Raw genomic sequence first — 12174 nt, forward strand, 5'->3', positions numbered from 1 at the left:
AGGTCAAAATGAAGCTCAAATTTATCACGCTCGCCATGCTGCTTTTTATTCTTGCAGGGTGCCTAGTGCCAGAACAGCCCGTCATCCCAGTCAAAGGCGCCAGCAATAAGGATTGGAATAGCCAAACCTTTTGGTATGAACCCTGGGGCAGCTCAGGCACCCACAAAGGCATTGATATATTTGCCGCGGCCAATACGCCCGTAATCGCACCAACGCCGTTGTTACTTCTGTATAAAGGGGAGTTTTTTAAGGGTGGCAAGGTGGTGGTAGGACTTGGTCCCAAATGGCAAATCCACTATTTTGCCCACCTCGATAGCCTTAACGCATCGACAGGGTTATTTGCGGGACGCGAGGATGTGCTCGGTACTGTCGGCACAACGGGGAACGCCCAAGGCAAACCGCCCCATTTGCACTATTCCATTTTGAGCATGTTACCCAGACCTTGGTTAATCGACACTTCAACCCAAGGATATAAAAAGGCGTTTTACTTAAATCCAATCGACTATTTAGACCCTAAGTAAAAGGTTGGTCGGTTAAGCATTCCCGTTGGCAACGACTTCAGCGGGTTGTTCAACGGGTTGAGTCACCTCGGTTTCTGCCGCGATAGCCTGCGCCGCTCGCTCGGCTTTAGAAACGTATTTAGGCTTATTGCTGCTATGCAACTTGGCATTGGCTTTTTTCGCCTTCTGTTTAAGCGTTTGGTTAATCTTCTTTTTACGGTTCATATCGGCACCAAGGCGAGAAAAAGGCCGCCATTATATTCTTCCTTCGACTCGGCAACAAATCGGCGGTTCAGCCTACGTGCAAACCCTCAATCTAAATGCACCTATATTGATAACCGAGTCACAAGTTCAAGAAAGTGCCACTTTTTCCACGCATTTTATTTACAACTCGACTAGACAAGCCCAATTCACTTCCTTAAAATCAGCCGCAATAAAAATCGTTATCATTTGCAATGTTGTTTAACGGAATAGTCTGATGCCAAGGATATCGGTGTAGCAAATTCACTCGCCCTTAGCAGGAAGTTATATGACGTTCAAAACCTCGTTTGTTGCCCTCGCCGTATTTGCCGCCCTCACCCAATCCGCAGTGGCTCAAGAAGCCCCAGATACGGGAACGAATAAGAATAAAGACATCGAAAAAATCACTGTCACTGCGAGCCGCATGGATAAATCGCCAAGCTCCATTCCCAATACAGTGACCATTATCGACCGCGTGCAACTCGAAGAGCAGTTCCGCACCACTAAAGATTTGTCGACGATTATCGGTAACTTAGCACCTAGCTTTTCACCCAGCCGCCAGAAGATGAGCAACACGGGCGAAACCCTGCGTGGCCGCCCACCCTTAATCATGATCGATGGCGTCCCCCAATCCAACCCGCTGCGTAGTGGTGGTCGTTCGGGACAAACTATCGACCCTGCGATGATCGAGCGTATCGAAATTATCCATGGTGCCAATGCGATGCACGGCTTAGGCGCACAGGGCGGTATCATCAACTACATCACCAAAAAACCAACGGGCGATAACCAACACGTCGTCAGTTTCGATGTTACTGTGCCCGACTCGCTCAAATCGAACGGTGTAAGTTTTGGTGCCAGCTATGCGTTTTCGGGCGAATCCGAGCTGATCGATATGTTGGGTTCGGTGAGCTATCGCAATAACGGCGTGTACTACGATGCAAACCACGATGTGATTGGCGTGGACACGACGCAAGGCGAGTCCATGGACAGCCAGAGCAAAGACTTCTTTATCAAACTCGGCCATAACTTTGCCGAGTCGCGCTTAGAGCTGATGGTTAACCATTACAACATGGAGAACAATGGCGATTGGATGCCGGTGAAAGGCGATATCACCACTGGCAAACCAACGGGCGCAATCGAAGAAAAACAACCTTGGGAAGCGGCCAACAACCAAGTCACGACGACTAGCCTCACTTACACCCACGAGAATATTGCTGGTCAACAGCTGAGTATTCAGTTGTTTAATCAAGATTTTGAGGCCGTGTATGGCGGTGGCTGTAACAAGACTTTCTACGATCCTGCATTTGCCAATAACGACAATCTAGTACAATGCGAAGGCCCTAAAGGCGAGAGTTGGTACTATGAGCAATCGCGTAACTCTTCAGTCAAATGGGGATTAAAGACCTCGTTAATTGCCAAAAATATTGCCGATACGGGTATCGACGCCGCCTATGGTATCGACCTATTCCGCGATACCACAGAGCAGGATTTAGTGCAGACGGGTCTGTCATGGGTGCCTGAAAGCACCTATGACAACTTCGCGCCCTATTTGCAGTTAGATTATGATTTAATTACCGATCTAACCCTATCGACCGGCGTACGCTACGAGCACGCTAAACTCAATGTCGATGACTATAAGACGCTCTACGGCGCGGGAAATAAACAAATCGAAGGGGGCGAAGCGAGTTTTGACGAGACCCTATTCAACATAGGAGTCTCCTACAAGATCACTCCAGATATCCGCGTTTACACTAGCTATAACCAAGGCTTTGGTATGCCAGATATCGGCCGTATTCTGCGCGACGGTAACAGCTTCCCTGGAGCGAACCCAAGTATCAGCGACTCTCTATCCCTTGCACCGATTGTGACGGATAACGTGGAGTTTGGCGCCGATTACCAAGGTGAATTCTTGAGCGCTAAGATTGCTTACTACCGTTCGGCCACCGATTATGGCGCCCGTTTAGCCTTAAACAGCGACGGCTTCTACGACGTTAAACGTGAGAAGAGCGTCATTGACGGTATCGAAGCCAATATCACCGCCTACCTGACCAGCAACGACGATCTGGGCATGAATCTAGCGATTCAGCGCGGTGAATACGATTCGAATGATGACAACAAAACGGATACCGATCTCGATGGTGCCAACATTTCACCGAATCGTATCAACCTGTTCTGGACCCATAATTTCGATAACGAAATGTCGACGCGCGTACAGGCAAACTACTTTATGGACCGTGATTTCGAAGATGCCACAGGCGAGAAATATGCCGAGTTTAATGGCTACACCACTGTTGATGCGTCATTCTCTATGCCGCTCTACACTGGCACCTTAACCTTAGGCGTACAAAACCTGTTTAATAAGGATTATTTCAACTACTACTCACAAACTATGGGTACTAATGATCGTTATTTCAAAGGCATGGGTCGCACCGCAACACTCGGTTATACCGTGGCTTTCTAATTAGCACGCCCAATTTACCGTATAAAAAAGCGCAACCTAGGTTGCGCTTTTTTATTGGGGATTCACTAATCTTTCGTCACCACCCAGAGTGCATGCAACAAACCGGGGAACCAGAAAAATAAACACAACACTATGTTGATTAATAAGTCCTTGCCCGCACCCGCCTTTAAAAATACCGCGACTGGAGGTAATAGAATCGCAATGATGACTAAGAGTAATTTGTTTGTATCCATAGCAGGCTGTCCTTAATTGACCATATCTTTAACTAACTTCGCAGTTAGTGTGCAGGTTTGCAACTTTTTCATCGTCCACAGTTTTGTTTGAGTCGTATATACGTCCGCATAAACTGAAAAAGCCATCTATAGTTAAAGGAAAAAATGAACCCTAACCATGGATCCTCAAGCCCTTTTACTGATTAAGTTTATCTGCCTGCTCACGGGCACCGCCGCTATTGCTTGGGGATTAATCGCTCAACCGTTAAAAATCGCCACCTTAGCCAGCATGCGGTTTTCCCTCGCCAACCTTTTTGTACTGTTTGGCATCATACTCAATACCCAACGGACAGAATCAAACAGTTATCTCTATTGGTTTTGCTCGGATATCATCATCTTGTTGGGATTTATCATGCTACGTTGGGGGACCCAGTATCTCTTTCGCTTGAAGCACAGCACTAAGTTCGATCTAACCATTCTTACTATCACCGCAGTATTGATGTTAACGGTTCCCCCGAGCTCACACTCAGAGCCAGTGCTGGCCATGCTGTTTTCAGCCAATGCCGCCCTTACCTTTGTGATGCTGACTCGAGATAATTTTATTGCCATCAAGCCAGATGCTGGCAGCAAAGTCGCCACGGCAATGGTGCTGCCATTAGTCGCCATGGTCATTATCTTCACTCTTCGCTTCTTAATCGCCCTGCTTTCATCAAACGAAAACCATGTCTTTATCGCCATCTATCGCGAGGAGGCAACGCCCGTGCTGTGGTTTTATGTTGTCCTCGCCCTTATCATCAACATAGTCATGATTGGCAATGCGATAACACGCCTTGTCAGCAAAATCAGAGTGTTAGCCGAGCGAGACCAACTGACGGGGCTGTGGAATCGGCGGGCGATGCAAAAGCGGCTTACGGTTATCCATCAACGCTGGCAAAAAAATGCTGAGCCCTACAGCCTGATACTGCTCGATCTCGATCATTTCAAACAAATCAACGATCAATATGGCCACGCCGTAGGCGATCTTGCCCTACTTACGGCTGCAAGACTATTTAGCACTGTATTGAGGGAACATGACGTCCTATGCCGCCAAGGTGGAGAAGAATTTCTGGTATTACTGCCCGCCACCAGCGCGTCCGCCGCCAGAACCGTCGCAGATAAGTTACATAGGGTGTTGAGGGAAAATCCGCTTCAATGCCAAGGGCAAGAGATCCAACTCTATGCCAGCATTGGTTACGCCACCATTTACCGAGGCTGTGAGCCAGACAAACTCTTAATCGAAGCCGACCATGCCATGTATCGCGCCAAATCAGAGGGGCGAGACAGGATCTGCCAAGCCCTAACACCACAAGCCTAACGCTCTGGCCAGTCTAATGACTCGGGGGCTTGCCACTGTTTAAGCGCTTCAGTCACACCCTGCAAGGTAAAGACCTCGCCCTGCTCGGGCATATCAAGATACGCATAGTCCTGCCTGTGACCATCCTCATGTTGATAACGAAAATGCAGGCAATAGGCGTGTAGATAACAGCGGTCGGCGACATCCGAGCCATAGAGGGCATCGCCTAAAATCGGTACCCCAAGGCTTGCAAGCGCGACTCGTAACTGGTGGGTTTTCCCCGAGTGGGGTTTGAGTAAGTAAAGCCTAAGCCCTTCGCCAACACTGGTGGAGAAGAATTGGGTTATCGCGGGATTTTCTTTGGTTCGCAGCAACTTAAACATGCTGCGGCGGGATTTAGCCATATCGCCAATCACCCAGCCTTGCTTCTTCTTCGGCTTGCCTTTGGCGAGCGCAAGATAGTATTTCTGCACTTGATGGGCGCTAAAAAGCTCAGTCAACTGCCGCGCCGCCGCCGGATGTTTGGCTAACAGTAACAGCCCTGAGGTCGGCGTATCGAGCCGATGCACGGCAAAGAGTTTTATCCCTAAATCCTGCTCCAGCTGCGCAACGACACCCGCAGTGCCATCTTGGCTGTGAAAATGCACATTCGGCGATTTAGAAATAACAAGAAAATCAGCCTCGTCGGCTATGATTCGGTACATGGGGTTCTCAACACTGTCACGCGGATATTGGCCTAAAACTGAATGGTCACCACTAGGCCTGGATGATTATCCGAAAGAGTAATTTGCGCATTGTGCCGCGACATGATCGCTTTGACCATAGATAATCCTAAACCCGTGCCCTGCAAATGGCGGCTTGGGTCGAGACGCACTAATCGCTCAAACACCCTTTCCTTGCTGTCATCGGGGATCCCTGGGCCGTTATCGCAAATCTTAATTTGGGCGCCGGATTGAATAATATCGATGCGAGCACCTTGGCCTGAGTACTTCATCGCATTGTCGACCAAGTTATATAAGGCCTGGAACAACAAATACTTGTCACCATAAATCTTATGGTCTGATAGGAGCGATAGACTCAAGGTTTGCTCATTCGACTCGGCGACCGCGTCGGCCATGTCCAACAAATCGGTACATAGCTGCGCCAAACTCAGCTCCTGCAAGTCTAAGGTTTGCTGCCCTTCCTCGATGCGTGTTAACGAGAGCATGGCATCGAAGGTCGCAAGACAGTGGTCGAGCTCTTCGGTCAAAATCGCGCAACCTTCGCTGATTTCATCGGGGGATTTGGCCGCTAACTCCTCAAGACCAATGCGAATATGCGATAGAGGCGTGCGCAAATCGTGGGCAATGTTATCTGTCACCCCGCGCACCGCCATCAGGTTATTCTCAAGAATATCCAGCACGTTATTAAACTGCAGCGCCAGCATATCGAACTCGTCCTGACGCCAACTGAGCGGCAGACGCGTATCGTAATGCCCCCGCTCAATTTGCTCACTCAAGCGGTTGTACTGCACTAAGCGGCGCAAAATCGCCTTAGAAAACAAATAGCCCAACGCTAAGGTTAACACTATGGTCAACATCACGGCCGTGGCCGCAGCACTGATAAATTTATCGATCAAGGTGGCTAAGTTATCGGTACGGGTGGCAATGAGCACAGGGCCATAGCGGGTCATCACTAGGCCGCCGGTAAGGATATGCAGCTTATCAGGACCGCCAGTTAAAATCGGGAAATCCCGAGTTTGCGGCAGCATGGGCATACCTTCTGGCATAAAGCTTAAGGCACCAACCATGTCATAACTGTTGCGCCAAGCGATGAGCGCAGTCTGCGGATCGGCGGCACGGATTTGCGCCGCAAAACTACGACGGTCCACAGTAAGAGCAAGCTGCTGATAGCGTTGGGTTTCTGACTCGAGATACTGAGTCACTTGGTACTGCTGTTCGATAATGAGTTGCCGATAAAGGGCAAACAGCAAAGCGCCTATGATCACAGTCACTAAGGTCGAGAAGATAATAGTGATGCGCCAGGCGCTGCTTTGGTAAGGCTTAATGCCTTTGGCGTAAGCGATAACCCGCTCCCCTTACGGTTTCAATCAATTCACCGTGGCCCAACTCTTCAAACTTACGGCGTAACTTGGCGATATGCACGTCGATCACATTGGTGCGGGGATCGAAGTGATAATCCCATACTGCTTCGAATAATAGCGTGCGACTAATGACCTGATTGGCGTGTTCCATCAGATACTTAAGCAGTTGGAATTCTTTCGGTTGCAGCATTAAATCGTGACCATCTAAAGTCACATTGCGGGTGAGCAGCTCCATTTTTAAGCCGCCGACCACTAAATCAGTGGTAATAGGGACGGATTGACCCCGTTGCATCAACTTTTCGGCACGCACGAGCAGCTCCGAAAAGGCAAAGGGCTTAGTCATGTAATCATCGCCGCCCGCACGCAGGCCTTTCACTCTTTCATCCACATGGGCCAGCGCCGACAGGATAAGCACCGGGGTTTGGTTACCCGTGGCTCTGAGGGCGGCCAGCAGTTTCAAACCATCGAGTTGGGGCAACATGCGGTCGAGAATCAAGAGGTCGTACTGACCACTCGTGGCTTGCAGCAGGCCTTGATGACCATCGCTGGCGGTCTCAATATTATGCCCCTGCTCAAGAAATCCTTTAACGATGTAGTCGATCGTTGTCGCATCATCTTCAACCAAAAGTATTTTCATCTGTATGCTGCGCTCCCCTGTCTTCGCTTAGCGGTGATGCTCAGTGCTAATCCCACTTAAGTAAAGGTAGTTGCCGTAAATTTTCAATATCGAATGCCAATTTATACTTACCAGTATCATCCAGCAACTTTAACTCTAAGTAACTGATACCTAAGTCATGATCTAACTTTGCGTCGGTCAAAAAGGCCTTATGGTCCTTAGTCGCCATCGCAATAATGCCAGAGAAGGTTTGATGTTTAGTGCTGATAAGGCGCGCGGCTTCCACTTCACCAACATCGTCGGCAGTGACTTTGCCCGCTTTTTGTTTCAATAACTTACCATCTCGCGCCCGATATTCGAAACGGGTAATCGCATTCGCCAGCGGATTAATCAACTCAAACTGGTAGACCAATTCGCCTTCCTGCATTTCCATTTCAAACTCGGCAATCACGCCAGGAAAATCCTTCTCAATTTGCTGCATCACACTTAACGGCGGCTGATACTCACCGCTCGAAAGCATCGAATACATGCTCTGGGCTGCGGTGGCAATCCCAGATACCAACATGAATCCTAGCAACCATAGTCTCATGGCTCCTCCATAAAAATCGGCTAAGTTTGTATCTTATGAGACAATCAGTTAGATGTCGATGGCGTGCTAAAACCCCATCGTTTTTATCCCTGTTTGCCCATGATGGCGCCTAGTTCATCACCCATGTGGATTGCTCAATCCGATTGATTCAGGCTCGGCAAGCACTGACGAATGTATTGAGTTTACCTAATACCTACTGAAACACCGATGGAAACAAGATTAAGCTTTGATCATCTAGGGATTTAACGGCAGCGCAGCTTCGCAAATCAAGCTGAGTTATTCGTTAATGGAGAATAGATTTCGCGAAATGAGGCAAAAAACTTAGTTACTCTAAAATATGAATTTGCTCAGATTTGAGCGCAACCGTGGTTTGCATCCCCTTGGTTAGGCCAAGCTTCTGTGCGAGATGAAGCGACACTTCCGTATTAAGCTGTAGTTTAGTCCCAGTAGCATAACAGACGACCCGCACCGACTCGCCCATCACAAGTAAAGAGTCGATTGTCACATCTAACTTATTAAAACTACGGCATAAACGTCCATTTGAAATGGCGTTAAATCGAATACCCTGATTGGGGATGACCCAGCGAACTTTACTGCCAACACTGCGGTCTTTGCCAAAATCGCTGGCAATCAGCTGCTCACCAAATTTGAGCCAGGTGATGTCTTTAGTGCGGTCTTGGAACATCACTTCGCCATCGAAAATATTCCTTAAGCCCATCTGCCGCGCAACAGCCTCGTTACGTGGCCGCGATAACACCTCAAACGGCGCACCCTGCTGTAACATCTGGCCTTGGCTAATCAGGATCATCGAATCGGCCAGCAGCAGTGCTTCGTTTAAATCGTGGGTCACCATAATCACGGGGCAAAGCAGTTGCTCTTTGAGTCGAGCAAGTTCGAGATACAAACGCTCGCGGGTTTCTCTATCCACCGCTGAAAATGGCTCATCGAGCAGTAGCACTGAAGGTTCACGGGCAAGGGCGCGAGCAAGCGCAACCCGCTGGCGCTGCCCCCCAGAGAGGTGCATAGGCAGTCTATCGGGTAAACCATGTAAATTAACCCGTTCTAACCAATCCTTCGCCCTAGCAACTCGCTCCGACTTGGGAATATGGTCAAGCCCTGCAACCACGTTCTCGAGCGCGGTAAGATTGGGAAATAAGCCAAAATGCTGTGGCATATAGCCAATATGGCGCTGCTGCGGCGTTAGCGCGGTGCAGCTTTTATTGTCGAACCATGGCGTTTCACCAAACACAATACTGCCCGTGTCGGGATGATTAAGCCCTGCGATCATCCGCAGTAACGTCGTCTTACCGCCGCCCGAAGGCCCTACGACCGCTAACACCTCACCCGCCTTGCAGCTAAATTCGGCACTCAGTTTTATATGCTTATGGTTTTGGATCTGGCAATGCAGATCAGCGATGATTTGCGCCACCCTGACCTCCTAAACGCCGTGACAAACTGGTAGTTAGAGCCAATGCAGTAATAGCAAATAACAGCAATACCAGAGACATAGTACCTGCTGCGCCAAAATCGAAGGCCTGCACGCTGTCATAAATGGAGATCGATATCGTCTTGGTTTCGCCAGCGATATTGCCGCCCATCATCAGCACCACCCCAAACTCACCCAGCACATGGGAGAAACACAGCACTATGGCGGTCAACACCCCCGGCCAGACCATAGGCAATTCAATTTTAAGTAGAATTTTAAGTTTGCTCATGCCGCAACAGGCCGCAGCATCGCGTACATCGTGGGGAACCGCTTCAAAGGCGCGCTGTATCGGTTGCAACGCAAACGGAATATTGACCAGCACGGACGCCAGCACTAACCCCGAGAAATGAAACACTAATTGCTGCCCGGTTAGGCGCTCTAACCATTGGCCTAACCAGCTTTGGCTGCCAAGCCCCACCAGCAAGTAATAACCAATCACAGTCGGCGGTAAGACTAAGGGCACCATGATGAGCGCTTCAACCCAAGACTTACCGATAAACTGCCGATAAGCCAAGGCGCGCCCAGCAAGAATCGATAGGGGGATCAGCACCAAGACTGTGATGCTACTGAGTTTGACCGATAACCAAAGCGCCTGCCAATCCATTATTGTTGCTCTGGTAATGAAAAACCATAACTGGCCAAAATGTGGCGTGCACTATCGGCTCTGAGATAATCGTAAAAACGCTGAGCAACCTCCCCTGCATTCGACATTAAGGCCATACGCTGAAATAATGGACTATGCGTTTTGGCTGGTAGTATTGCGTAATCACTGAGCTTGGAAAACGTAGGCGACATGGCTAAAGAAAGCGCAATAATGCCTCCTTGAGTTGAACCGCTTATGGCAAACTGACCCGCTTGGGACACATTTTCGCCAAGAATCAATTTAGGCTGAATGGGATCCCATAACTGCATAAACTGCAACGCCTCTTTTGCCTTCTCGCCATAGGGAGCATGATCAGGATTGGCAATCGCAAAGCGGGTAATTCTTCCTGCTGCTAGCGCCTCACTTAACCCCTTTAACTCAGAGTCAACTGACAAACTTCCTGCTTTCGGTACAACAATAGCGAGTTGCCCTTGGGCATAAAGAACACCAGCATCTCGGGCAACACCAGAGCGATGCAATTGCTGAATATACTTTTCATCCGCAGATAAAAATAGCTCAAAGGGTGCCCCATTTTGAATTTGAGCAGCAAAATTTCCCGATGACCCATAGGAAATTTTAACTTTCAATCCCGTGTCATTGGTAAATTTTTGGCTAATCTCATCTAAGGCAAAACGTAAATCAGAGGCTGCTGCAATCGCAGGCACAGTATCAGCGCGGCTGATAAAAGACATGAATACCACACAGCAAGACAGCACTAAGCCCAATACCTTGCCTAACCGACTCACACTCCGCATAAATTTATCCTATAACTGCCTTTTGCAATCCATTAACCCTTGTGTTGCCACACTTGCGCCGCTTGCTCGTCGGCATCCTTGGCCTCGACCCAATTCTTGCCATTGTGCCCTGCTTCTAATTTCCAGAAAGGGGCTTTGGTCTTCAAAAAGTCGATTAAGAATTCGCAGGCAGCAAAGGCCGCTTTGCGATGAGCGCTGGTGACACCGATAAACACAATTTGCTCACCCAGCGCCATCGTGCCGACACGGTGGATAACCGTAACGTTATTGAGCTGCCAACGCTCACGCGCCTCGGCAACGATTTGCTCAAGAACACGCTCCGTCATACCGGGATAGTGCTCTAAAGTCAGGTCAGTCACCACTGAACCGTCGTTAAAGTCGCGCACCTTGCCCACAAAGGTGACAACGGCGCCATCGCTATTGTCTTGGGCTAATTGGTGGTACTCATCGGCCACATTAAAATCGACGGTTTGCACCCGCACATTTGGCAGTAAACGCATATCAACCTCCGGTCACAGGCGGGAAGAAGGCGACTTCATCACCATCGCTCACTCGGGTATCCCATTGACTAATGGTTTGATTCACCGCCACCAGCAATTTGTCCGAGGCTAACACTTTGGCCCATTTATCGTCGGTGGCCGCGAGTGTTGCGCGTAATCCTTCTGCGGTTTGTGTCTGCTCACTCGCTTCAACACTCAGTTGGGCAGTTCCTAAAAGCTCACGAACTTGGGCAAAAAACAACACGTTAATCATATTCTTATCTCGCTTTACGTTATTCAGCTTTAAAGTGTCCCGACTTGCCACCGCGTTTTTCGAGCAGGCGCACCTGTGAAATCACCATGTCTTTTTGCACGGCTTTACACATGTCGTAAATCGTCAGCGCCGCGACAGAGGCCGCCGTGAGCGCCTCCATTTCGACACCGGTTTTACCGGATAATTTACACAGGCTAGTGATGCGCACGCGATTGTGCTCAGGCTGAGCCTCAAGCTCGACTTCGACCTTAGTTAGCATTAGTGGATGGCATAACGGAATTAAATCTGAAGTCTTTTTCGCCGCTTGGATCCCCGCGATACGCGCGGTGGCAAACACATCGCCCTTATGGTGGCTGCCGCTCATGATCATCTCGAGGGTCGTGCTCGCCATCTCAATAAAGGCTTCGGCACGGGCCTCGCGCTCGGTCACGGCTTTTTCGGTCACATCGACCATATGGGCATTGCCGTCGGCGTTAATATGGGTAAATACATTGCTCATTGAA

Annotated in this window: 15 protein-coding genes; 3 read left to right on the forward strand and 12 right to left on the reverse strand. The window is 49.2% G+C overall.

Annotated features, from left to right (window positions below; genetic code table 11):
• Positions 1–8 precede the first annotated feature (8 nt).
• The gene (locus tag ACUZ8J_RS19740; protein ID WP_109287103.1) at positions 9–521 is read left to right on the forward strand and encodes a M23 family metallopeptidase; all 513 of its coding nucleotides are present in this window, start codon (positions 9–11) and stop codon (positions 519–521) included.
• A 12-nt stretch (positions 522–533) separates the two neighbouring features.
• Here the strand turns inward: ACUZ8J_RS19740 and ACUZ8J_RS19745 are convergent, their stop codons facing one another.
• Positions 534–725, reverse strand: coding sequence for a DUF2986 domain-containing protein (locus ACUZ8J_RS19745; protein WP_011627483.1), 192 nt, complete (start codon positions 723–725; stop codon positions 534–536).
• 304 nt (positions 726–1029) lie between these two features.
• Between ACUZ8J_RS19745 and ACUZ8J_RS19750 the strand changes: the two genes are divergently transcribed.
• Complete coding sequence (locus ACUZ8J_RS19750) at positions 1030–3201, forward strand: TonB-dependent receptor (protein ID WP_248968471.1); 2172 nt, start codon at positions 1030–1032, stop codon at positions 3199–3201.
• 65 nt (positions 3202–3266) lie between these two features.
• On the opposite strand, the gene ACUZ8J_RS19755 is transcribed toward ACUZ8J_RS19750, so the two are convergent.
• Positions 3267–3434, reverse strand: coding sequence for a YqaE/Pmp3 family membrane protein (locus ACUZ8J_RS19755; protein ID WP_011787651.1), 168 nt, complete (start codon positions 3432–3434; stop codon positions 3267–3269).
• A gap of 157 nt (positions 3435–3591) precedes the next feature.
• Here ACUZ8J_RS19755 and ACUZ8J_RS19760 point away from each other — a divergent pair, with 157 nt between their 5' ends.
• A complete protein-coding gene (locus tag ACUZ8J_RS19760) occupies positions 3592–4767 on the forward strand; it encodes a GGDEF domain-containing protein (protein WP_248968472.1) in 1176 nt (391 codons plus the stop codon).
• On the opposite strand, the gene ACUZ8J_RS19765 is transcribed toward ACUZ8J_RS19760, so the two are convergent.
• The 10 genes from ACUZ8J_RS19765 to moaC all read right to left on the reverse strand — a co-directional run bounded on the left by ACUZ8J_RS19765 (position 4764) and on the right by moaC (position 12170).
• Positions 4764–5450 carry a TIGR01621 family pseudouridine synthase gene (locus ACUZ8J_RS19765; protein WP_089068705.1) on the reverse strand — a complete coding sequence of 229 codons (687 nt, stop codon included), beginning with the start codon at positions 5448–5450 and terminating at the stop codon, positions 4764–4766. The two genes, ACUZ8J_RS19760 and ACUZ8J_RS19765, sit on opposite strands and share 4 nt — an antisense overlap.
• A gap of 32 nt (positions 5451–5482) precedes the next feature.
• Positions 5483–6739 (reverse strand): sensor histidine kinase, encoded by a 1257-nt coding sequence (locus ACUZ8J_RS19770; protein WP_086903949.1) that lies wholly within the window; start codon positions 6737–6739, stop codon positions 5483–5485.
• Between the two features lie 49 nt (positions 6740–6788).
• A complete protein-coding gene (locus tag ACUZ8J_RS19775) occupies positions 6789–7466 on the reverse strand; it encodes a response regulator transcription factor (RefSeq protein ID WP_011621087.1) in 678 nt (225 codons plus the stop codon).
• A gap of 46 nt (positions 7467–7512) precedes the next feature.
• Positions 7513–8034: a hypothetical protein gene (locus ACUZ8J_RS19780; protein ID WP_086903948.1), complete on the reverse strand. Its 522-nt coding sequence runs from the start codon at positions 8032–8034 to the stop codon at positions 7513–7515.
• A gap of 325 nt (positions 8035–8359) precedes the next feature.
• Positions 8360–9463 (reverse strand): ABC transporter ATP-binding protein, encoded by a 1104-nt coding sequence (locus tag ACUZ8J_RS19785; protein WP_446694729.1) that lies wholly within the window; start codon positions 9461–9463, stop codon positions 8360–8362.
• Positions 9444–10124, reverse strand: a complete 681-nt coding sequence (gene modB / locus ACUZ8J_RS19790; RefSeq protein WP_037423148.1) for a molybdate ABC transporter permease subunit — start codon at positions 10122–10124, stop codon at positions 9444–9446. Before modB ends, ACUZ8J_RS19785 begins: the two co-directional genes overlap by 20 nt.
• Positions 10124–10918, reverse strand: coding sequence for a molybdate ABC transporter substrate-binding protein (gene modA / locus ACUZ8J_RS19795; RefSeq protein ID WP_446694730.1), 795 nt, complete (start codon positions 10916–10918; stop codon positions 10124–10126). Before modA ends, modB begins: the two co-directional genes overlap by 1 nt.
• A gap of 32 nt (positions 10919–10950) precedes the next feature.
• Positions 10951–11418, reverse strand: a complete 468-nt coding sequence (gene moaE / locus ACUZ8J_RS19800; protein ID WP_446694731.1) for a molybdopterin synthase catalytic subunit MoaE — start codon at positions 11416–11418, stop codon at positions 10951–10953.
• 1 nt (position 11419) lies between these two features.
• On the reverse strand, positions 11420–11671 hold the full coding sequence (gene moaD, locus ACUZ8J_RS19805; protein WP_011621081.1) for a molybdopterin synthase sulfur carrier subunit: 252 nt from the start codon (positions 11669–11671) through the stop codon (positions 11420–11422).
• A 19-nt stretch (positions 11672–11690) separates the two neighbouring features.
• Positions 11691–12170 (reverse strand): cyclic pyranopterin monophosphate synthase MoaC, encoded by a 480-nt coding sequence (moaC, locus tag ACUZ8J_RS19810; RefSeq protein WP_011074083.1) that lies wholly within the window; start codon positions 12168–12170, stop codon positions 11691–11693.
• Positions 12171–12174 lie beyond the last annotated feature (4 nt).

The sequence above is a fragment of the Shewanella sp. Koi 1 genome, assembly GCF_052907445.1.